The 22,911-nt window shown below is 37.3% G+C and carries 15 protein-coding genes; 7 read left to right on the top strand and 8 right to left on the bottom strand.

The features are described 5' to 3' along the window. The 3 genes from O4O04_RS09280 to O4O04_RS09270 all read right to left on the bottom strand — a co-directional run. Window positions 1–4,533, bottom strand: a 4,533-nt coding sequence (locus O4O04_RS09280) for a SpvB/TcaC N-terminal domain-containing protein (RefSeq protein ID WP_272535604.1), incomplete at its 3' end; no start/stop codon positions are given. 240 nt (window positions 4,534–4,773) lie between these two features. Next, window positions 4,774–5,166: a hypothetical protein gene (locus tag O4O04_RS09275; RefSeq protein ID WP_272535603.1), complete on the bottom strand. Its 393-nt coding sequence runs from the start codon at window positions 5,164–5,166 to the stop codon at window positions 4,774–4,776. Continuing rightward, the gene (locus O4O04_RS09270; protein WP_272535601.1) at window positions 5,163–12,380 is read right to left on the bottom strand and encodes an RHS repeat-associated core domain-containing protein; all 7,218 of its coding nucleotides are present in this window, start codon (window positions 12,378–12,380) and stop codon (window positions 5,163–5,165) included. The genes O4O04_RS09275 and O4O04_RS09270 overlap by 4 nt, the downstream gene beginning before the upstream one ends. 118 nt (window positions 12,381–12,498) lie before the next feature. On the opposite strand from O4O04_RS09270, the gene O4O04_RS09265 reads away from it, so the two are divergent. From O4O04_RS09265 to O4O04_RS20470, 4 genes are all read left to right on the top strand, one after another. Next, on the top strand, window positions 12,499–13,407 hold the full coding sequence (locus tag O4O04_RS09265; protein WP_272535599.1) for an LA_3334 family protein: 909 nt from the start codon (window positions 12,499–12,501) through the stop codon (window positions 13,405–13,407). Further along, on the top strand, window positions 13,404–14,816 hold the full coding sequence (locus O4O04_RS09260; RefSeq protein ID WP_272535597.1) for a Kelch repeat-containing protein: 1,413 nt from the start codon (window positions 13,404–13,406) through the stop codon (window positions 14,814–14,816). Before O4O04_RS09265 ends, O4O04_RS09260 begins: the two co-directional genes overlap by 4 nt. Continuing rightward, a complete protein-coding gene (locus O4O04_RS09255) occupies window positions 14,813–15,400 on the top strand; it encodes a hypothetical protein (protein ID WP_272535596.1) in 588 nt (195 codons plus the stop codon). Before O4O04_RS09260 ends, O4O04_RS09255 begins: the two co-directional genes overlap by 4 nt. 393 nt (window positions 15,401–15,793) lie before the next feature. After that, a complete protein-coding gene (locus tag O4O04_RS20470) occupies window positions 15,794–15,898 on the top strand; it encodes an STAS-like domain-containing protein (RefSeq protein ID WP_442915957.1) in 105 nt (34 codons plus the stop codon). Window positions 15,899–16,528: 630 nt separating this feature from the next. On the opposite strand, the gene O4O04_RS09250 is transcribed toward O4O04_RS20470, so the two are convergent. The 5 genes from O4O04_RS09250 to O4O04_RS09230 form a co-directional block, all read right to left on the bottom strand. Next, entirely contained in the window at window positions 16,529–16,894 is a 366-nt protein-coding gene (locus tag O4O04_RS09250; protein ID WP_272535595.1) for a hypothetical protein, read from the bottom strand. Between the two features lie 40 nt (window positions 16,895–16,934). Continuing rightward, a complete protein-coding gene (locus tag O4O04_RS09245) occupies window positions 16,935–17,207 on the bottom strand; it encodes a hypothetical protein (RefSeq protein ID WP_272535594.1) in 273 nt (90 codons plus the stop codon). After that, on the bottom strand, window positions 17,200–18,675 hold the full coding sequence (locus O4O04_RS09240) for a transposase (RefSeq protein ID WP_272535593.1): 1,476 nt from the start codon (window positions 18,673–18,675) through the stop codon (window positions 17,200–17,202). The genes O4O04_RS09245 and O4O04_RS09240 overlap by 8 nt, the downstream gene beginning before the upstream one ends. A 456-nt stretch (window positions 18,676–19,131) precedes the next feature. After that, complete coding sequence (locus tag O4O04_RS09235) at window positions 19,132–19,497, bottom strand: hypothetical protein (RefSeq protein ID WP_272535592.1); 366 nt, start codon at window positions 19,495–19,497, stop codon at window positions 19,132–19,134. A 47-nt stretch (window positions 19,498–19,544) separates the two neighbouring features. Further along, window positions 19,545–20,666, bottom strand: a complete 1,122-nt coding sequence (locus O4O04_RS09230) for an Lcl C-terminal domain-containing protein (RefSeq protein WP_272535591.1) — start codon at window positions 20,664–20,666, stop codon at window positions 19,545–19,547. An 88-nt stretch (window positions 20,667–20,754) separates the two neighbouring features. Between O4O04_RS09230 and O4O04_RS09225 the strand changes: the two genes are divergently transcribed. The 3 genes from O4O04_RS09225 to O4O04_RS09215 all read left to right on the top strand — a co-directional run bounded on the left by O4O04_RS09225 (window position 20,755) and on the right by O4O04_RS09215 (window position 22,894). Beyond that, window positions 20,755–21,108, top strand: a complete 354-nt coding sequence (locus tag O4O04_RS09225; protein WP_272535590.1) for a hypothetical protein — start codon at window positions 20,755–20,757, stop codon at window positions 21,106–21,108. A gap of 81 nt (window positions 21,109–21,189) precedes the next feature. Further along, on the top strand, window positions 21,190–21,960 hold the full coding sequence (locus O4O04_RS09220; protein ID WP_272535589.1) for a hypothetical protein: 771 nt from the start codon (window positions 21,190–21,192) through the stop codon (window positions 21,958–21,960). A 49-nt stretch (window positions 21,961–22,009) separates the two neighbouring features. Then, complete coding sequence (locus O4O04_RS09215; RefSeq protein ID WP_272535588.1) at window positions 22,010–22,894, top strand: NADase-type glycan-binding domain-containing protein; 885 nt, start codon at window positions 22,010–22,012, stop codon at window positions 22,892–22,894. Window positions 22,895–22,911 lie beyond the last annotated feature (17 nt).

Raw genomic sequence — 22,911 nt, 5'->3', positions numbered from 1 at the left:
CTTTCTTCCACCCAAATCATACGTCATGGTAGTATTGGAATTTCCTGGATCAATTACCTGTACAAGTTGTCCTTTGTTGTTGTAGGTATATTGGATGGTTTTGCCTTGGACAGTTTTGTATTGGAGTTGGCCAAAGTTGTCTGAGGTAGCGGTCTCTGTTCGAATCACTTCTGAATCTTTGGATATTGTGATATTAGTTGAATTGAGAGAATAGACAATTTCGGTAATTTCACCAGTGTTAGCTGTTATGCGCTTGGGTCTTTGCAGATTGTCTTCGGTAACTGGGTAGTATTCGGTCGTTGTCCAAGTTGGTGTTTCACCTGTTAAGTAGGCATGGCTTTTTTGGATGGCTCGTCCTTTATTATCGTATTTGGTTTCTTCTGTCGATGTTATTCCTGCATTAACTAAGCTTTCCGTGAGTCTTGTCTTGCCTTCCTTGTCGGTTACTGCCTTTGTCCAACTGTCTCCACTTGTGCTATGGGTAACTGTGGTAGTTGTCATTAGACTTCCAGCATATTCATAGTAAATAGATTGGACTTTGTTTCCATTGAATGATGACTCTGTGGTTCGACCGTATTTGTCATAGTTCATGGTTGTGATATTTCCATTGGCATCGGTAGATTTGGTTTCTAGATCTGTTATTGGATCATATTCTTTGCTAGTTGTCTGACCAATGGCATTGGTTGCAGTGATTGGTAGGTTTCCGTTGGTTCCGCCGTACGTGTATTGTAGGGTTCTGCCCAAGCTATCCGTCTGAGTTATAACATTGCCAGTTGTGTCGTATGTAAAATACTGAGCATACCATTTTCCAGGTTCTACTAATTTAGATTCGCTGGTTATATTTCCGTTCGCAAAACTACGTGTTACGTGGGAGACCAATTCGCCGTTGATTTTCGTGATTTCTTCAATGGGTTCGGCGAGGATTCCCAGCCCTGGTTCGCTTGCGTAGTATGTTTCCTGTGTTGTGATGCGTCCGTTCCAGTTCTCGGTTAAGGTTGCGGGGCTGTATGCGTAGTTTGGATTGTAGGTAGTAGTGGTAGTTTTTGTATCTTTGAGCTGTCCATTCACGTAGCTGAGGGATGTTGTGGAGGTAGGAAGAACAAGTTTCGATATTGCAGTTGGATAATAAATCGCATAGCTCATATCCGTTCTGGATACGAGCACGTTCTGGCTATCTCGCACTTCCTGCCAAGATACAGTTCCCGCATAATTTGGATTTTGGGAATATCTAGTTGTGACTATAGCTTCCGTATTGCCGTTCAGAGAATGGGTTTCTGTTACGGTTTCAAAACCGAGATTAGCCGATGTTATTTCATCTCCCATTTTATATCTTTGATTGGAGTAAGAGAAGGATTTAGTCGACACGGCCAAGTCGGGAGATGCCTGTCTTGTGACGGATTGAACAAGAACCTGTGCACCATAATTGGGAACCCCATTTACGTAGCTTCGGTTGGCTTCGACTACAGTGCCTGCCATATCTTTTTTCCAAGAGTAGTTGATCTGAGTCGAGCCACCGTTTCCATCTGTTATCTGAGTTATCAAACCTTCAGGATAATCCCGAACTGATGTAACGACGCGAGTCTTGAAATCTCGTCCGTATTGAATATGCATATCGGGAACGCCGTCGCCATTCCGATCTTCCATTCGAAGGGATTTTACATCTGCATCTATGGGTAATGTTAGCTTTATTCCTGATAGATGGGTAAAGTTTCCCAACCCATTTCCAAGATAGATTTCGTAGTCCCTACCATGAACACCTGTTGGTACGAGAAAATCTACCTCTCCATCCAAGTTTACATCAGCAAGCTGGTATCCTCCAGAATTCTTTGCAAAACCTGAACTGATTGCAGTTGCGGTTGCAGTTGATGAGAATCTTCCACCTTCGTTTAAGCGTACAATCAATTCCACATCGATTAACTTGAGAATTTCATTAAAATTATCATCCATAGAAAATGGATTGGCTTTACTCAGATGATTGGTAAGGCTCACAAGATCAGGTAAACCGTCTCCATTTACATCTAGAAGCCAATTCATTCCTGCAAGACCTAAAGTATTGATATCTTGAGTTTCTTGCCTAACAGCAACGCCATTCGGAGAGAAATAGGTCACCACTGCAACAAAGGAATTGAACTCAATTTTCAAATCAGCTAAACGATTTTGTTCTTCTTCCAATCTAATTCTTTGATCATTGACTAAATTTTCAATTTTAGGTCCAATAAAAAATGCATCAAAGGATGCAATAAAAGTCTGCTCAAGTGCGGTATCCATTTCCACCTCACCTGCAATAAACTGATCATAAGTCTCCCGATCAGATTCTCGCAATTGACCTCTCGTCTCAGCAATTTGTCCTCCAGAATAATTTGCTGGGTTTGAAAGTATCCCTAATAATTGGTTCTTTTGTGGAGCAAACTCAGCTTGCTTTTGTTCTAACTCAAGTTTATTTTCTGCATTGATCTGATCAAGGATACTATTGAAACCTCCCACTGGACTTGGTCTCATCATCACATGCTCTAAATTTCCATCTCCATCCATGTCGGCAAAGCCTGACAATCGATGCGAACTCGTTGGATTTTCATCCTTGGTAATAATCTCAATAGGTTCAAGTCCAGTTAGATCATAGGTTTTCTTCGTCGCAAAATTTCTACCTGTCGACAGATACACATTTACATACTTACCTTCCACATGGACAAAATCTGTCCGTCCATCGCGATTCCAATCCATTAGAAAGTCACTAGGTTTATATTCATCTACACGAGTAAAAATCAGGGGCATATCTTTCAGTGCAACATGATGAAATACTAAAGGACTTGATAAATAAGTTCCTTCCGAGAAAGCAACATGCAACTTTCCACCAAACGCATAAACAAAATCTGTTCGTCCATCTCCATCAATGTCTGCAACATCCATATACGTATTGTAGCGAATTGGAAGATTGGGGAGAACTGTATCTCCAAATGCACCTGTCTCGTCATGAACATGCAATGCCATAGATGCATCCATCCGTCCAAGCAATCGAGAATACTCTGTTATTCCATCACCATTGATATCGGTTGGAATTACCATTGCTATTGGAGCGTTGATACCATTTTGGCAAGAATCAAATCCTCCAAAAAATAGAAACTGCCCACAATAATTGATCACCTCAGTATGACAACCAGGCACAACTGCTGCACAGACACAGGCGATCACTCCCCAGTCACAGGTTTTCCGATCTTTTATCGGATAACGACCCACTCCCTCTGTGCTCATATTTTGGAATTCATGGTCATTGTTCGTGGGAGGGTTGCTTGGAGGTGCCACTGCATCCTGAGCAATATTTAAGTAGATCTCTCCAAGACTAGTATACGGAGCAATACTACGCTTCAATCCACTCTGAAGATTTTTAGGGAATCTTCCTGTTGCATTTGTTGCACTCGTTCCTGATAAGGTCGAAATAGTTCCGTTAAAATTTGCAGTCGCAGACCGTTCGAAAGAATTCATATTTCCACGCTTTGCACCTGCTTGAACTTGACTCATCATTTTCTGGAAAAGGATTTGTTTTACGAGTTCAAACAATCGATCTACTGTATCGATAAGAACTCCATACCCATTAGTTTGGATATCTTGTGTTCCAAATTGATCCAAAAAGCCACGAGGTTTACCGGTCTTCTGGAAGCTAATCGGTATATGAGTATTAGTATAGCTGTCAGCCTTATACAAGATCGAATTTAAAGAGAAAACATTCCGTGTATTATCAATATCATATGTAAAATCGTAACTATGCGACTTGCTTCCATCCGTATAGAAACGGATTTCGGATAAAATTTTAGTCTCCTTGCGTTGATTTCTCAGCACATAACTAATCTTATCATCACTAAAATCTTCATAGCTAAACTCAATAGTTCTTCTTCCATTTGCATAAATAATTTCTTTAGGTAATAGATTTCCATCATTTTTATAATATTCATATTTGATTTCATTTCCCAGAACATCCTGTTCGGATTTAATCGCCCATACCCAGTTCTCGGCAGAATCCATAGATGCAATCGTATGATCTGCACCATCTCCATAAACCTTCCAATCGCCATCAGCTGAGCGTTCTATCCAAGATGCAGGATTGTTAGAGTTACCTTGTGGCTCAAGCCTTGCAAAATTCTCAGAACGAAACCCGTATTTCCCCGTTCCATTTATATGAAATAAGGAACCATTATAACTATGCGAATATTTTTGTTCCTTATAAGAATCCAAATCCGCATCTCTGCGAATTTCAGGCAGTCCAGATAATACCCAACCCTTGCCTATCGAAGCCGAACCACCTTGGGAATGATAGCTTAGGGAAATCTGTGGTGTCATACCACTTGTCCCTTCAGGAATTTCTAAGGGAAAAGCCATAGTTAAATTACCATTAGCGTCTACGGAAGACTCAGGCATTGCTTGAGGAAGCGGTGCCGTGGAGGAAAAAAAATTAAAAGCTAAGCCAATAGAAGCAAAAAGAAAAAAAGTAATCCCGTAGGAAATTATTCTAGAAAGTATTTTATCGTTAATTATTTTCAATTTAATATCCAACATAATAATTCATTCCAATTCTTGAGAAAAAACATAAATATAAATCTTTTCCCATAGTTTTTTATGCTCCCCACTAACTTTATGAAAGTCTTTTTTTTAACTCATTTTGAGATCCAAGATCAATAGTTTTATTCTTACATGTATTCATGACTCCACACGAGCAAACCTTTCTAAAATTTTTAGACTTTGATCTCTTCCATTTTCACATAGCAATTAATTTTTCATAATTTAGGACACTATCTCGGTAGTTTTCTGCTTGAAGAATCGAATATTTTTTTTCCTTTGAAACGCATTAATAAGATTATGATAATTCTCTATGCGATTATTAAATATATTTAGTCCATATAGACCTGGTTTATAGCGATTGTTATCATCATCGCAATTTTTAAGATCTTCGTAGTATAAGTAACAAAAGAATAGAAGTGATGTTGCATCCTGAGTTCTTCTTTGGTAATCGCCATCTCTAGGAGGTAAAGCGAAAATTGTAAAAAAATCACCATTGCAAACTTCCGGTTTATTAAAATTAACCTCATATCTACATGCATCTCTTGCCGTTCCAACATAACAGTTACCCAAGCATAACATTATCAGTACTGAGCATATAATTAATTGTCTATTCATTGGAAGCTTACCTTTTTGAGAGTTTTTATGTTTAGTGATTTTAATCCTCGATGTATATTACCATAATAGTTCTGTGTTAGAAACAATCCAGTTCCGACTCTCAAAGCGATGGAATCAAATATCGTAGTACCTAAATAATTTATACCTGCGACAACAGACTTTCCTGTTTTGCCTAGCCTATTATACGAATCAGGCAGAGCATCGTATTCTCTCCAATACTGTTCTTTCTGCGCATTGATAGAATAATAATTTCCCCAGCTTTTCTTAATCCACTCTTCATTTGATCTTAAGGCAGGTTTAGAAAAATCCCAGCTATGATCAGTATCATGTTCATCTCCAGACCCATCAACAATTGTTAGAGGTGATTTCGGTTTGTTGATTAAAAGGTATGCCAGAGTCGCTGCAGTGGCTGTATCACTACCTAAAAAATGGTTCGCAACTGCATAGAAAATTAATGCATCTTTAAAAACATTTCTAGTAGTTTTCGTATTGCATGCGCCTGCGCCTTGAAAATTTCCAAATACTCCGTAATTACCCCCACTTAGTGGACAGCCGCGACTACCTGCCTTTTTTACCTGTGCATTATGGTAATAAATCAATCCAATAGACGCAGCCTGTTTTCCTTCACTATCAGGGATCATTGCGTAATGATAAAGTAAAGTATAAAATGCTACATCCAGACTATACCCAGTTGTATCCCGATATTCTATCGGATTCCCTTCAACATACATCATCCGATTCATACCTTGGATCTTATCTGGGAATGCAATGCTATCATTCTGCGTAAACCTACCCATAGCTGGATCGTAGTATCTTGCTTTATAATAATATAACCCTGATTCCATGTCTTCTTCCTGACCCGTGTATTTGTATTTAGATACATCGGGTCCATAACTATCAGTTCTTAGTATTTCTCCATATGGTTTGTAGGTTATATGTGATTTTCCACCCATTTCACCACCTGCGAGAACATTACCATATCCATCTGTAAGCATGGTTATGCTACCCAAATGGTCAGGATGCATAAAGAACATTCCTGGGATTCTAGCGGTTTCTTGGCTGGCACTTCCGCCACCGCCTCCACCAGATGTGGTGGTTGGTGAGTTCACACCTTGTGTATCAGCTGGGATTCCAAGTCCGAGGAGCCAAGGAGGAACTCCTTCTTCGCCAGAAGCTCCACCGTAAAATAGCGGTGAACAACTGTAGATATTGATGAAGAGGAATGGAACTAAAGCTAGTGCAGAAGCAAATCTGGAAATAACTTTGATTTCTGATGATATATTGATCGCAATATAGATCACAAGAAGCAGTAATCCTATCCAGAGAAATAGTTTAACGGGTGCAACAACTGTGTAACCTGTGCGCAGAATCTGTATTGATGGAATACCATCCCAGACAAGCGTGAGATCACGTTTGACATCGTTGTATCCCGTTATCATAACATACGCAAGATCCTGTTCATTTTGTTCGCTATTTTCATTAACCGCAATTTCATTCAATAGATTGGCATCAGGTCTTGTGTATTGAGATACCAAATCTCCGGATATTCCTGAGATGAATAAGGTATGTCTCTCAGGAACTCCAGGAGATCTGTGAACTTCATAGATGTTCCCAAAACTATACGTTGTTGTATCCGCATTCTTTAGATATTTCTTGATTCTTTGTCCTGTATGATCATATGCATAAGTGAACACATCTCCACCAGCAGTGGTAATTTCTCTTAGTTTTGATTTGCTATCATACCGATACATATCTCCATTTCGATTGGTTAAGTTTCCAATGGAATCGTAACTATAGTTTATCGCTCCTGTTTCAATTGAGTTGGCTTGTGTTACAGCGTGAACATGATTAGGGTTATTGTATTGAAGATTATACTTTCCTCTCTTAGTGAGATTTCCATTTTGGTTGTAGTTGTATGTTTCCTCACCATACTTTCCGACTGCTTTGGTTATTCGGTTTATATTATCATATTCGAATTCTTGATTTCTAGATTCATTCATATGATCGGTGATCTTCGCTATATTACCTTTATTGTCATATTCGTATTCTACCTTTTGTTCTAAGTGCCCGTCGCCTAGTCTCGTCTTGATTGCGTTCGGTCTCTGTCTCAGTCTATCATACTCGATATCCATTTCAACCTTATTTCCGGTCTTTCTTCGAACAATTAACTTTCCATCTTCTTCTATGGGTCCGAAATATTGAACTACAGGTTGGTTGGAATAGCTTCCATCATGAGCATGGATGAGTATTGTTGTAAGTTGTCCTGACGGTAGATATACGTTTTCGATCTTCGTTCCTTCTGGATAGGTAAATGTCTTCATTCTTCCTAGTTCGTCGTAGGTTCTTTGGAAAAACAATGTTAGATCATCTATGGTTCGTTTCTCGACAATCGCTTGTCCTTTTGCATCGTAAGCAATTTCCATGATTCCGGATGCATCGGATATCTTCGTGAGTTTCCCGATTGTATTTGTATTAGAGATTGAGTTTGGAGAATCGTATGTGTAAACTGTTGCAGACTCGTTTCCGAAACTTCCACCAGTGGATTCAATCTTTGTGATACGACCGAGTCCATCTGTGGTAAACATCTGAGTTACACCGCGGGAATCCGTTTGTGTGATCATCTCACCAGCAAGATTGTAGGTATAGCTCACAGTTCCTGAGTTTTGATCAGATTGGGTTTTCTTTCTTCCACCCAAATCATACGTCATGGTAGTATTGGAATTTCCTGGATCAATTACCTGTACAAGTTGTCCTTTGTTGTTGTAGGTATATTGGATGGTTTTGCCTTGGACAGTTTTGTATTGGAGTTGGCCAAAGTTGTCTGAGGTAGCGGTCTCTGTTCGAATCACTTCTGAATCTTTGGATATTGTGATATTAGTTGAATTGAGAGAATAGACAATTTCGGTAATTTCACCAGTGTTAGCTGTTATGCGCTTGGGTCTTTGCAGATTGTCTTCGGTAACTGGGTAGTATTCGGTCGTTGTCCAAGTTGGTGTTTCACCTGTTAAGTAGGCATGGCTTTTTTGGATGGCTCGTCCTTTATTATCGTATTTGGTTTCTTCTGTCGATGTTATTCCTGCATTAACTAAGCTTTCCGTGAGTCTTGTCTTGCCTTCCTTGTCGGTTACTGCCTTTGTCCAACTGTCTCCACTTGTGCTATGGGTAACTGTGGTAGTTGTCATTAGACTTCCAGCATATTCATAGTAAATAGATTGGACTTTGTTTCCATTGAATGATGACTCTGTGGTTCGACCGTATTTGTCATAGTTCATGGTTGTGATATTTCCATTGGCATCGGTAGATTTGGTTTCTAGATCTGTTATTGGATCATATTCTTTGCTAGTTGTCTGACCAATGGCATTGGTTGCAGTGATTGGTAGGTTTCCGTTGGTTCCGCCGTACGTGTATTGTAGGGTTCTGCCCAAGCTATCCGTCTGAGTTATAACATTGCCAGTTGTGTCGTATGTAAAATACTGAGCATACCATTTTCCAGGTTCTACTAATTTAGATTCGCTGGTTATATTTCCGTTCGCAAAACTACGTGTTACGTGGGAGACCAATTCGCCGTTGATTTTCGTGATTTCTTCAATGGGTTCGGCGAGGATTCCCAGCCCTGGTTCGCTTGCGTAGTATGTTTCCTGTGTTGTGATGCGTCCGTTCCAGTTCTCGGTTAAGGTTGCGGGGCTGTATGCGTAGTTTGGATTGTAGGTAGTAGTGGTAGTTTTTGTATCTTTGAGCTGTCCATTCACGTAGCTGAGGGATGTTGTGGAGGTAGGAAGAACAAGTTTCGATATTGCAGTTGGATAATAAATCGCATAGCTCATATCCGTTCTGGATACGAGCACGTTCTGGCTATCTCGCACTTCCTGCCAAGATACAGTTCCCGCATAATTTGGATTTTGGGAATATCTAGTTGTGACTATAGCTTCCGTATTGCCGTTCAGAGAATGGGTTTCTGTTACGGTTTCAAAACCGAGATTAGCCGATGTTATTTCATCTCCCATTTTATATCTTTGATTGGAGTAAGAGAAGGATTTAGTCGACACGGCCAAGTCGGGAGATGCCTGTCTTGTGACGGATTGAACAAGAACCTGTGCACCATAATTGGGAACCCCATTTACGTAGCTTCGGTTGGCTTCGACTACAGTGCCTGCCATATCTTTTTTCCAAGAGTAGTTGATCTGAGTCGAGCCACCGTTTCCATCTGTTATCTGAGTTATCAAACCTTCAGGATAATCCCGAACTGATGTAACGACGCGAGTCTTGAAATCTCGTCCGTATTGAATATGCATATCGGGAACGCCGTCGCCATTCCGATCTTCCATTCGAAGGGATTTTACATCTGCATCTATGGGTAATGTTAGCTTTATTCCTGATAGATGGGTAAAGTTTCCCAACCCATTTCCAAGATAGATTTCGTAGTCCCTACCATGAACACCTGTTGGTACGAGAAAATCTACCTCTCCATCCAAGTTTACATCAGCAAGCTGGTATCCTCCAGAATTCTTTGCAAAACCTGAACTGATTGCAGTTGCGGTTGCAGTTGATGAGAATCTTCCACCTTCGTTTAAGCGTACAATCAATTCCACATCGATTAACTTGAGAATTTCATTAAAATTATCATCCATAGAAAATGGATTGGCTTTACTCAGATGATTGGTAAGGCTCACAAGATCAGGTAAACCGTCTCCATTTACATCTAGAAGCCAATTCATTCCTGCAAGACCTAAAGTATTGATATCTTGAGTTTCTTGCCTAACAGCAACGCCATTCGGAGAGAAATAGGTCACCACTGCAACAAAGGAATTGAACTCAATTTTCAAATCAGCTAAACGATTTTGTTCTTCTTCCAATCTAATTCTTTGATCATTGACTAAATTTTCAATTTTAGGTCCAATAAAAAATGCATCAAAGGATGCAATAAAAGTCTGCTCAAGTGCGGTATCCATTTCCACCTCACCTGCAATAAACTGATCATAAGTCTCCCGATCAGATTCTCGCAATTGACCTCTCGTCTCAGCAATTTGTCCTCCAGAATAATTTGCTGGGTTTGAAAGTATCCCTAATAATTGGTTCTTTTGTGGAGCAAACTCAGCTTGCTTTTGTTCTAACTCAAGTTTATTTTCTGCATTGATCTGATCAAGGATACTATTGAAACCTCCCACTGGACTTGGTCTCATCATCACATGCTCTAAATTTCCATCTCCATCCATGTCGGCAAAGCCTGACAATCGATGCGAACTCGTTGGATTTTCATCCTTGGTAATAATCTCAATAGGTTCAAGTCCAGTTAGATCATAGGTTTTCTTCGTCGCAAAATTTCTACCTGTCGACAGATACACATTTACATACTTACCTTCCACATGGACAAAATCTGTCCGTCCATCGCGATTCCAATCCATTAGAAAGTCACTAGGTTTATATTCATCTACACGAGTAAAAATCAGGGGCATATCTTTCAGTGCAACATGATGAAATACTAAAGGACTTGATAAATAAGTTCCTTCCGAGAAAGCAACATGCAACTTTCCACCAAACGCATAAACAAAATCTGTTCGTCCATCTCCATCAATGTCTGCAACATCCATATACGTATTGTAGCGAATTGGAAGATTGGGGAGAACTGTATCTCCAAATGCACCTGTCTCGTCATGAACATGCAATGCCATAGATGCATCCATCCGTCCAAGCAATCGAGAATACTCTGTTATTCCATCACCATTGATATCGGTTGGAATTACCATTGCTATTGGAGCGTTGATACCATTTTGGCAAGAATCAAATCCTCCAAAAAATAGAAACTGCCCACAATAATTGATCACCTCAGTATGACAACCAGGCACAACTGCTGCACAGACACAGGCGATCACTCCCCAGTCACAGGTTTTCCGATCTTTTATCGGATAACGACCCACTCCCTCTGTGCTCATATTTTGGAATTCATGGTCATTGTTCGTGGGAGGGTTGCTTGGAGGTGCCACTGCATCCTGAGCAATATTTAAGTAGATCTCTCCAAGACTAGTATACGGAGCAATACTACGCTTCAATCCACTCTGAAGATTTTTAGGGAATCTTCCTGTTGCATTTGTTGCACTCGTTCCTGATAAGGTCGAAATAGTTCCGTTAAAATTTGCAGTCGCAGACCGTTCGAAAGAATTCATATTTCCACGCTTTGCACCTGCTTGAACTTGACTCATCATTTTCTGGAAAAGGATTTGTTTTACGAGTTCAAACAATCGATCTACTGTATCGATAAGAACTCCATACCCATTAGTTTGGATATCTTGTGTTCCAAATTGATCCAAAAAGCCACGAGGTTTACCGGTCTTCTGGAAGCTAATCGGTATATGAGTATTAGTATAGCTGTCAGCCTTATACAAGATCGAATTTAAAGAGAAAACATTCCGTGTATTATCAATATCATATGTAAAATCGTAACTATGCGACTTGCTTCCATCCGTATAGAAACGGATTTCGGATAAAATTTTAGTCTCCTTGCGTTGATTTCTCAGCACATAACTAATCTTATCATCACTAAAATCTTCATAGCTAAACTCAATAGTTCTTCTTCCATTTGCATAAATAATTTCTTTAGGTAATAGATTTCCATCATTTTTATAATATTCATATTTGATTTCATTTCCCAGAACATCCTGTTCGGATTTAATCGCCCATACCCAGTTCTCGGCAGAATCCATAGATGCAATCGTATGATCTGCACCATCTCCATAAACCTTCCAATCGCCATCAGCTGAGCGTTCTATCCAAGATGCAGGATTGTTAGAGTTACCTTGTGGCTCAAGCCTTGCAAAATTCTCAGAACGAAACCCGTATTTCCCCGTTCCATTTATATGAAATAAGGAACCATTATAACTATGCGAATATTTTTGTTCCTTATAAGAATCCAAATCCGCATCTCTGCGAATTTCAGGCAGTCCAGATAATACCCAACCCTTGCCTATCGAAGCCGAACCACCTTGGGAATGATAGCTTAGAGAAATCTGAGGTGTCATACCACCCGTCCCTTCAGGAATTTCTAAGGGAAAAGCCATAGTTAAATTACCATTAGCGTCTACAGAAGGCTCAGGCATTGCTTGGGGAAGCGGTGCTGTGGAGGAAAAAAAATTAAAAGCTAAGCCAATAGAAACAAAAACAAAAAAAGTAATCCCGTAGGAAATTATTTTATAAAGTATTTTATCGTTAATTATTTTCAATTTTATATCCAACATACATTAGTCAAAAGAGCTATTTTATTATATTTAAAAGCAAAATAAATTTTTTTCTGCAAAAAGGAATATTTTGTAGTTGATACTTTTAAGAATATTCTAATTCATGTCAATACAAATGATGAAAAATTTGCAATATTTATATTTTTTTGCGATATTTATGTTATCTGTGCATAATTTATTTGCCGTACAATTAGTATTTCCCAATGGCGATCTATTTATAGCTCAGCTAGAATCCGAAGACTCCAAAGAAATCATTGTTAAATATAAGGGAATCACATATAAAATAATTAAATCTGACCTCGAATCCATTGATAATTCCAAGCAAGGATCGGACAATTCGTACACTATAACAGAAATAATACTAGAAGATGGCAGTAAATTCCGAGGTCTATTCGTCGAAGAGAATGATACGGAGATAATCCTAAAAACAGGAATCGGATTCGTAAATATAAAGAAATACCAAATCAAACCACCGATTCCGATTAAACCAAGCCCTCCCGACTTTCCAGAAAAATACAAATTAAAAGTAGCAAAAACACCGTTAACTAAGATGGGAATTGCTGCGTCCAATATAGCGAATATTCCTGCTTGGTCACAAGATCATCTCAGTTATTCCAAGTTTGGTTTTTATATTGAGCCTGCTTTTGTGAGTTTCCGTGATATAAATTTTGGTCTGAGACTCGATTATCTGCAATTTTTTCCTGATTCAAGTGCACAAGGAATAGCCGGTCAAATCTATATCAATTATACATTCTGGGAATCAGAAACCAAAGAATTAGCACTCTACGGGAATTTAGGCGGTGGAATTGCAAATTTACTGTTTAATACAAGCACTGGATCGGGTTCCAATCGCATAGGTTCGCTCCCCATCATTCAATTCGATCTAGGTCTAGAATACAAATTTCATGAATATGTATTTCTAAGGCCTGCAATTCAATCTATCTGTTTCATTGAACAAAATCAAAATAAATGTGGCATGGGAATCGAAATATCAGGTGGTGTTAGATTATGAAGAACCGATTCCTTTGCACCAACTCTAGATTCTCATTCTATATTTCCGTTTTAATACTCAATTGCATCTTAATGCTTACTACCAATTGTACGAATTCATTTATTGATGAAGCAGTTGCCTCCAAGAATCCAAGCCTAGAATGGGTCATCGTTCCTCAAGTAAACGAGACTAGTGCAATCGTTGTATGGAAATGCAATGCAGAAGTGGAAGGATTCATTCGATACAAAGCATTAGAGGGAAACGATACATGGCTAAGTAGTTTTATTCCAACCGATATTCACACTTTATCTATTGGAAATTTCCCAAGCAATGAAACTATTTTTTATCAAGTGTTTTGCGGACTCAGCGAGAATGGAATAGGTCCAATATTCTCATTTTTATCACAACCAAGCAATTCTGATATATTAAATCGTTCCATTTGGATTGTAGGCGGAACAGGTTCCAACAAACAACCCGTCGGTGCAATCGATGCCTATGATCCAATTGAAAATAGATGGTATGATGCAATCACGACAGTTCCTACACCAAGAATCAATGCCCAGATTCTATCTTTCAACAAGAAGATTTATGTTATAGGCGGAATTACCGTTACGGGTGTTACAACGATAACTTCAAATCTTACCGAAGTTTATGATCCTTTTACAAATACATGGACAACAATGAATTCAATGCCGACCACATTACAAGGTGGTGTTGCTGGAGCTGTCGGTGACTCTATCTATATCATTGGTGGAACAACATCCATAGATATGACTACTGGTACAATACTGGATACAGTGCTTAGATTTCAGCCAACCTTTAGTGAGTTCGGATTGTGGTCTTCGTATACTTCTGCAAATTCAATATTTGCTCGAGTAGATATGGCTGGATGTGAGTTCAATGGTTCCTTATATTTTACAGGAGGAAGATTTTATCAAACAGGTGTAGCACAAGCAACGACTGATAGTTTCATTCCGTCCGCAAATTCAACCACAGCAAAAATTGAAGCATCCAATTCCCTCGCAAGACATGGCTCCGCTTCTGCTTGTTATAAACCCAGACCCGGTGATATATCAGCAAACGATCCAAGTCTACTCCTACTTGCCGGTGGTTCTACTTCAACCGATATCAATCAACCCGTGGGTGCCATTGTTCCGTCCAATCGATTCGAATTCAGTGTTCTCGGTACGCAAACCAATAGCTTTGTAATCGGCTCAAACTTACCAGAGAACTTATATTACCCAGCTATGGAGATCTCTTATGAACAAAGAAAAGCTTATCTATTCGGTGGATCTCAAGAAATCAATCTACCCGTTGAGACAATCTATAGCATTGATTTAGCAAGTCCAAGTGTATCGCCATGGCAAATAACTAACACAACCATGCCTCGTCCACGTTTTGGACACAAAGCGGTAATATTAAACAGATGAAACTCTTCTATTCATTCTATCCTTTTTATTTATTCAAAATTGCAATCTTCTTATTGGTTGCGTATTTACCATTATCAATCACAGCAGAAGTAAGCAACAAAGACCAATCTATAATACGGTATCATATCAAAAATGGGGAATACCAAGATGCAAAAAACCTAATAGAACAATTGTCCATCGTTAATTTTAATGATCCCCAACTAGAACTCTTTGCAACGGAAATTTTGATTTTAGAAGCAGAGAATGCTTACAATAAAAAACTCTATAAAACTTCTTACGAAAAATTCATGAAAGCAAATGTAAAATGGAGCACTCATCCACTTGTTCAACAAAGACTTTCCGAACTACAAAACATTAAAATAGTAGACAACACCAATGCTAGTTTCAGAAAACTACCCATAGATTCTGTTACCGAACAACCAATCACACCCGACCAACTTCAATTCTTACACTCACGCATATCTTTCTTAGAAGAAATGATCTTGGAAGAAAAAAAAATCTATAGGATTACGACAAGTGCTCTACTCGGTACATTCTTCTTGGGAATTCTAGGTACACTACTTCTTTTTTCTAGAACTAAATAAGACCACCTATTGCCATAATCTGAATAATGCTTTCAATAATCATAAGGGTAGTAAATTTCAGAAAAAGTAAATTCAATCAATTAAGAAGACAAAAAAATAAGTTGAGCAAACCCGAATGTAAAATCTAATAAAATATGCTTAATATTCTATTTATTCATAAGTAACCGAAGTTTCTTCTACAACCGATCAAATAAGATGGGGTTTCATCTCATAGAGTATAGTTTTTTTCTTAAGTTAGTTATAAATTATGAAAATCGACAGTAAATCAAGAAATTTTAAAATCTGCATAGCTGGAATCTGTGAACGATGAATCAGAAAACAATCCATTTTAAAAATTCATATTTGTCTTCTAGACAAGTAGCTTCTGAATTGAGAATTACCGTTTAAAAGGAAATCTGCAAAGGAAATAAGATTATTTTTGACTTTTCTAAAGTGGAATCGGTTTCACATTCTTATTGCTATGAACTTTTTGCTAATTTAGTTTTAAAAATCCGTTAACAAACATTTTCAGAACAAGTATCTTTTATTACCAATGAAAGGGATCTGAAAGAATCTGTTTCAATTGCAATTGTATTCTGCCCTGATCCCAGTTTAGTTGACCCGCTTTTTGTATTCAAATCTATCAGGATAAACATAACCTAAATCAGAATGAATTTTCTTAAAATTATAAAAGAGATCTATACAAATAAAAATTTGAAATGATACTTCCTTGATATTATGGAAAGCATTGGAAGGCATTTCTCTTTGGATCGTTGGAAAAAAAGCTTCCGCCACAGAATTGTCCCAGCAATTTCCTTTACGGCTGTTACTTCTACTTTTTATTCTAGTGAATATTTTCCAGGTTTTATCATTGCGCAACTCTGACCATTTTCGTCGAAAAAGATTTCCGTTTTTATGGAATCAGACTATTTGATCAATACATCAGAACCAATCGTAAGTTCAATTTCGACATTGAGCCAATTGCTATCGCAAAAATATTTAGGGCTTCCTGGATATAGATAACCTAATATCTTAAAATCTAAATTAGCAAAAGTAGAATTAAATTTTCACATCCTTTATCTAAAATCCTTAACCTAGACAAAAATGTTTCAAAATAGAAATTTTGATTATTTTATATCTTTATTTTTTTCAATCAAATTTGCCTCGATTAAGCTTTGACCACAATATATTCTCTATTTGATGATTATTTCGATAATAACTGGTAGTCAATGTGAGTGAATGAAATGCTTTTCCTTCTATGGATTTAAATTTCTTTCTTTTTTCAGTTGTAAGAGACTTAGAAAGAGATTTACAGAGTTCTACTTCTTTCAGTTGCCATTTCAGAAAGTAATTATTGAAGTCAGAGAGAAGTTTTCTGACTAGCAAAGTATATTTATCAGTTTGATATCCATTAAAACGCTGTAAGTTAAGTCTCTTCTTCTGAATATTGAAAAAGTCTCGCCAAGTTTCAGCATCACCTACTCTTCTTTCTCTCTTTAAAAGATAAGTTCTCAAGGAAAGCTTCCTGGTAATTGTCTGAACCAACAAAGTCTCTCTATCCATGAAGTTTTACAATTGCCTTGCAGATATCTACGATTTCATCCATAGAACATTCTCGTTTTAAAGATTTCAGTTCCTTCCGAACAAATACTATGTTCTCTGGTAAATGGTCTCCATTGTGTTTTTTACCAAGAGGTATTAAATGCTCTGCTTCTGTATTATAACTATCCAAAGGAAGCCCGGAGAGGTAACATTTGAACTCTTGTTTACCTAATTGTTCTCTAATGAATTTCGTAGTAAATTTTGATTTTTCTTTCTTCCTAGTCATACCTTGATCCTTTTTTAAATCCTCTATATTTTGGTTTCGCCTTATACCTTGTAGCTTTTCGATCAAACTGTTTCTTTAGATTATGAAATTCGCCGATGTTGCTAGTAAGAATTATTTTATAAAAAATAGCTACTTTTAGCTTTATTCTTACTTTTTCCCTTTCGTTTCCGGTTTGATAAATGACAGTATCTAAAATTCCAACGAGAGTAAGCTTCTTTATGATGTGTAAAGCTTCTCTATAGTTCACATTAGCTATACGAGCAACATCTTCTAATGTATTCCATTCTCCGATATTCAAACAAGAGAGTAGTTTCCTTTGTGAAAACTTTAAACTTCTTTCACTTCTTAGCCTTGATCCTCGTAAAGTAGCTACTTGCGTATCATTTTTCTTAATAGCATCTTGTAAAAGTTTAGGAAGTTTAGATAATTCAGATATTGATAAATTATTCCTTAGATTCCCTACTTCTCCCAATTTTCTTTCTTCAGTAGTTATTGGCCTATAGGTTAAGTTTTTGAGTAATTCTCTTATGGAGTTATAATTATTAGGTCGTATCTCCCTTATCTTTTTTCCGCAATTTTTTGATGTATCTCCAATTCCAAATATAACATTCTTCTCTGCATCAAAGAAGCGTATATTCTTACCTACTGCAAACTCATTCAAATACAATTGACTATATTTACAATTGAACCAGTTGTATTGTTTCATAGCTTTCTTAAGAATTCCATTTGATCCTTCTACTACATTACTATGAACTCCGTCCTTACTCCATCTCTCCCTTGAGAATACATGTATCTTTTTATTCGCCCGTCGACTATGATTGATAGTTCGAATATTTCTATAATGACCAAACAATCCTTGGTAAGCTTCATCTGCCATCAATACATTCTCGGGTGTTATTACTTTCTCAAGATGACTAAGAGCGTAATCAGTATTAGTCAAAGGATGGGATTCATAAAAACTAAGTGATCCTTTAATAGTAATATTGCTTGCAAGAGTTCCAACTTGTGCCCCACCAACTTTCGCCGATTGATAGATTGATGAAGTTATTCCTCCATGTCTATATCTACTTCTAAACTTATTTGCTCTAACTCCGACTGAGAATATAGCCAAGGTATCAACGTTAGTAATTATCCTACCTTTGATTGAATCAGATACATCTCCACTAAATGGCATTTTCGATCCCATATTCATTGATGCTTCTTGAGATAGAGCTTCCTTAGTTTGTTCCATCATAGAATCATTTAAATGAGTCATGAATATTTGAATTCGTTTCTTAAGTAGCCACGCTGAACTATAACTTTTGAGAACTAGTTTCTTTTGAATCGCTTTAGCAGTTAAAACACTAGGATATGCAATCAGTATCTCTTGGAGTATGTAAGAGAAGTAACTCATAGGAAGATGAAGGTTCATCAGTGGAGTTCCTTTAGCAAGTGACTTCTGAGCTTTACAGATAGGACACTGACCCATCAGTTGTCTACCTTTGATCTTTCCCGGCGTTAATAAAGTAGATGTATGAGTGTTACAATATGTAGGATAAAAAGCTTCAAGTATCCTATAAGTTAAACCTGTATAGTGATCCTTTATCTGTTTGTTGGATGATATGAGGTTAACCTGTAAAAGTTGCTCCTTGTTGATTGTAGAAGGATTTAGAAGGTTATCTAGGAGCTTACGCGGAAAATTCGGGGAAATTGATAAAGGAGGTAAAAACAGGGAAGTATCCTGTCTGGGATGCCCATGATCTGAGGCTGAGGAAGCGTTAGCTGAGTCTGGCTCAGATAGCGGGCTTTTGTGGTTTGTAGATAGGTGCCTGTTTTTTACCTACTTTTTTAATTTCTTTTTGAATATTTCATCGGATCAAAAATACCCTGATTGATAATCCTATCTGTTCAAATTAAAAAACCAGTTTATATTCGCTACAGAAATTCATTTTTTGAAAAGACTAGGCCTGACATTATTGTTATGATACCATCGTTGGAATCGGTAAGAAGAAGTAATTCGTTCACTCCGATTTCTTTCTAAACTCCGCCGTGCAACATATTCGTCCATAGCTCTAACTTGCAGCGGAGAATTGTATTGGGGAATTTTTATTGGAATCGGATGATTGAGATGATACAAAAGGTAAGGATCAATAAAAGGATTGACTTGCCATTTTCGCTTTTGAATTCTTATTTCGGTTCGAGTCAATTCATCTGACTGAATATCTTGCGGAATATTACAATAAAGAATAGTCGACAGAATTCCAATAACAAGCAATCGAGGATAATGAAAAAAGCCACTAATCCTATCCATAATAATATTAGACTGATAAAAATATAATTTGTTAGAATAACATAGATTTAATCGCTAGTTACACATCTTACAGTTTCCCCATTCCCTTTTGCAGAACCTGTGGATCCATCTCCAGCAAATCGTCCGACAAAAGCACCTGTCCCTGTGGTTGTGGAAGACCATGAATTGTTACTGGGCGCAGCACTCGAAAAATAATTTACATCAATTGCAGGCGCAACGTTTCTCGTAAAATCCAGTATAGAGAAAATTTCGTTTCGATTCGGAAGTCTCCAAGTTTTCCCAGCAAGTGCCAAACCACTACAAGTTCCTATAGCTGTTGCCCAAGCGTTTGGGATAGGTCCGCCAGTGCAGATTCCACCGTTCGTCTGTCCAAATGCACAACGCATCCAAGTAAGGTTTGTTACTGTATCAGTTATTGTATCATCACCATTGTCAACATAACTATGATTCGTTACATGAGTTGGCCCTCGAACACATCTAACAGAATATTCGGTTGATTTAGCAATAGATTGAACCCATCCATCACTAAATCTTTGATTAAAAGATTCGGTTGTATTGATCTGATTCTCGGTCGAACTATGATATTCATTTTGAGTATTGGGAAAATAGGTTCCATTGATACGAGGAGTTGCTCCCATATCGATCAGAGTAGCCAGTTCCTGTATGGTTGGCAATCTCCAGTCTGATCCAACAGCGGCACATTGGGATACAGCATCATTCCAAGAATAGACGTCGCCAGGTCCGGTGCAACCTGCATCATTCGTCTGTCCTAAACTACATCTTTGCCAGATCAAACCTGTGACCAAGTCTTCAATTGTATTATCCCCATTGTCAGCGAAACTTCGAGCCAATGAAAATGAAATTTGATCGCCGTTGTCTCCAGCTTGAAAAGTTGTTGTCTGCCCTGTTTGCAGACGACCTAAGATATTTGCACCTGGTTTAACTTCATCGTCGTTTGCAGTCTCTTCGGAACTATCATCAGATTCCGCTTGGGTGCTAGCTTGTGTTGATAGAAGAAATCTTAAGATTTCCGTTTCTTGATAGCTTTTGGAAGTTGGGTCAGCCGGACTATTCATCTCGACTCTGCAATTATTGCTAAATATTGCAATAATAATATATATTAGAATATATGAGAATACTCTTGCATTCATGAAGTATAAATATTTCATTTCCATTTCAAAAATCAACCACTTTTTAAAAATAATTTTTTAACTAAATCGCCTTTTGAATGTCACAAAGATTTGGTAAAGTCAATTCATGAAAAGCAAACATATCAATACAATTTCAAATCTATTCAATTACAAACTGATTCTAGACTATGAAGAAAAGACCTATCCAATGGAAATACTTTATACATTGGAAAATTCTATTATTCTCAAATCATTTGACAAATTTCAAAAACTATGGTCTGATCGAATTTCTGGAATTCTAATCCATGCAAAAGATAAAATTTGCATTCCAGTTTCGGGAACAATCAATGGTTGTAAACCAGCGTATCCTATCGAGAGTGTATCTAATTTGGATTCAAATGAATGGCTTCTTGAAGTTCAAGTACCTAATGATTCAGAAATTCCTCCCGAATGGATTGCATTTTCGATTGCTAGGAATTAATTAATGGATTTTTTTTTCTTTTTATATATAAATATATCAATAAATAGTTGTTATATTTATATCAAAATTTGAGATCAATATATGAATAAAATAAAAATTTTAGTAAGTGTGTTCATTCTCACTGGATTTTCTGCAATATTTGCAGAGGAATCAGACAACAAGAATAATTGGGCAATCCAATACAGTTTCGGTTCTGGAAACGGCGAGGCTACCAATTTTAGTGGAGGTGGCGGTGGAGATATATTTCCATTATTGCTACTTAGTGGATCAAACAATATAAACCCGCTATTTTTATTGTCGAGTTTAGAAACCGATTCAGCTGCGAAAACCAGCATTTACACTTCTTCTTTTCATGCAGAATACTATCCGAGTTGGTTTGGCTTTGTATTTGGTGTTTCTTCCCACCAATATGATATAACACCGGCATCAAATCCTTTAAATGATTTTCTACCTTTATTATTATTGTCGTCTAGCTCAGGATCATCTTCGGGTTCATCATCTACATCTTCATTTATTCCTTTACTCCTCATCTCAAGTATGTCTGAATCGGATAAATTGAGCTTTATTGGTTCCACACTAGATTTTGGTATGAATTTTCATATGAATCGAACTGGAACATTCGATCCATATTTTGGTATATTATTTGGTATTGGGACAGCTGGAACAGGGACAACTATAGGAAAAGCGGAGGCGAAATTAGGTCTGCGAATAAATATTGGTGATTCTTTCTATTTATTTGGAGAAGGATATGGAGCTGCCCATTCACTTGAAATTAGTGTTGGAAATGGCGAGACAGTTAATTCTAGTATTTCTGATACAGGTGGGAAATTGGGATTTGGTATTCGCATCTAGTCCAGAATTTATTTGACAAATAATCATCTTTTTATCAGTCTTAGCGATTATGTTTAGAAACATTTTCGCTTTACTGGTTTTTGCTTCTTCCCTTACTGCTCAATCGATATCTGATCTTACAGTGGGCGATACTGTTCGTGAACTAGATGACAACAGAAACCGATTCCTTCTAGATCATCTAACGGACAAATCGTCCTCTCCTTGGTGTATTAATGGCAAAGATTGGGACACTCGATCCAATATTGAAATCAATCTAGAATCTAAATCTACAATAAAATCCATCTTTATAGCAAATGGCTTCTACGATTCAAAACTTTTTGCTATGAATGCAAGACCTTATAAAATAATTCTCAAATCAAAAACTGGAGAAACAAGACAGATTTCCTTAAAAGACGTTCATACCGTTCAGAAATATGAATTTCCAGATCTATCTACAGATACATTGGAAATAAGTTTCCCCGAGATAAAAAAGGGAAGTAAATTTCAGGATCTATGTCTATCGGAAATTTCTTTTGAACCCATCACAGACAGTGGGCTCATAGCAAAACAAAAGTCAGATCTCAATGAAGCGAACCAAATTATAAAAAAAGAAATGCTATTTAAAAATCCAAATGAAGGAGACGAAGATTTTTTTAAAATTATTCCAAATGGAAATAAATTATCGATATCAACAAATCCAAAAAAAAATAAATTTATAATTTTATACAATATGTTTGAACCTGTTACATTGATTCTCGATCCTCTTCCAAAAATAAATCTTATCTCGGCAAAAACTGATTACGATAAAGTCGCAATTGAAATTGACGGTATCTGTGAACAAATGAATAAAAAAGATAATTGTAAAATCTATTTCAATCCTATAGATTCTAGTTTCAAAGTTTATAAAAAGAAAGAACTAGTTTACAATTCAAATCGACAAGAAGACTTTCAATAAAATCGTTTTATGTTGAA

It is taken from the genome of Leptospira sp. GIMC2001, from assembly GCF_028462125.1.
Classification (GTDB): domain Bacteria; phylum Spirochaetota; class Leptospiria; order Leptospirales; family Leptospiraceae.
Note: the sequence above shows the minus strand (reverse complement) of the source record. Positions and strands in the feature narration are given on the sequence as shown.

Bases quoted from the DNA above. Each gene is read 5' to 3' on its own strand.
- O4O04_RS09225 (WP_272535590.1), top strand. From the start codon at position 20,755: ATGAAAAGCAAACATATCAATACAATTTCAAATCTATTCAATTACAAA.
- O4O04_RS09255 (WP_272535596.1), top strand. From the start codon at position 14,813: ATGAAACTCTTCTATTCATTCTATCCTTTTTATTTATTCAAAATTGCA.
- O4O04_RS09265 (WP_272535599.1), top strand. From the start codon at position 12,499: ATGTCAATACAAATGATGAAAAATTTGCAATATTTATATTTTTTTGCG.
- O4O04_RS09220 (WP_272535589.1), top strand. From the start codon at position 21,190: ATGAATAAAATAAAAATTTTAGTAAGTGTGTTCATTCTCACTGGATTT.
- O4O04_RS09260 (WP_272535597.1), top strand. From the start codon at position 13,404: ATGAAGAACCGATTCCTTTGCACCAACTCTAGATTCTCATTCTATATT.
- O4O04_RS09275 (WP_272535603.1), bottom strand. From the start codon at position 5,166: ATGAATAGACAATTAATTATATGCTCAGTACTGATAATGTTATGCTTG.
- O4O04_RS09235 (WP_272535592.1), bottom strand. From the start codon at position 19,497: ATGGATAGGATTAGTGGCTTTTTTCATTATCCTCGATTGCTTGTTATT.
- O4O04_RS09230 (WP_272535591.1), bottom strand. From the start codon at position 20,666: ATGAAATATTTATACTTCATGAATGCAAGAGTATTCTCATATATTCTA.
- O4O04_RS09240 (WP_272535593.1), bottom strand. From the start codon at position 18,675: ATGGGTCAGTGTCCTATCTGTAAAGCTCAGAAGTCACTTGCTAAAGGA.
- O4O04_RS09245 (WP_272535594.1), bottom strand. From the start codon at position 17,207: ATGACTAGGAAGAAAGAAAAATCAAAATTTACTACGAAATTCATTAGA.
- O4O04_RS09215 (WP_272535588.1), top strand. From the start codon at position 22,010: ATGTTTAGAAACATTTTCGCTTTACTGGTTTTTGCTTCTTCCCTTACT.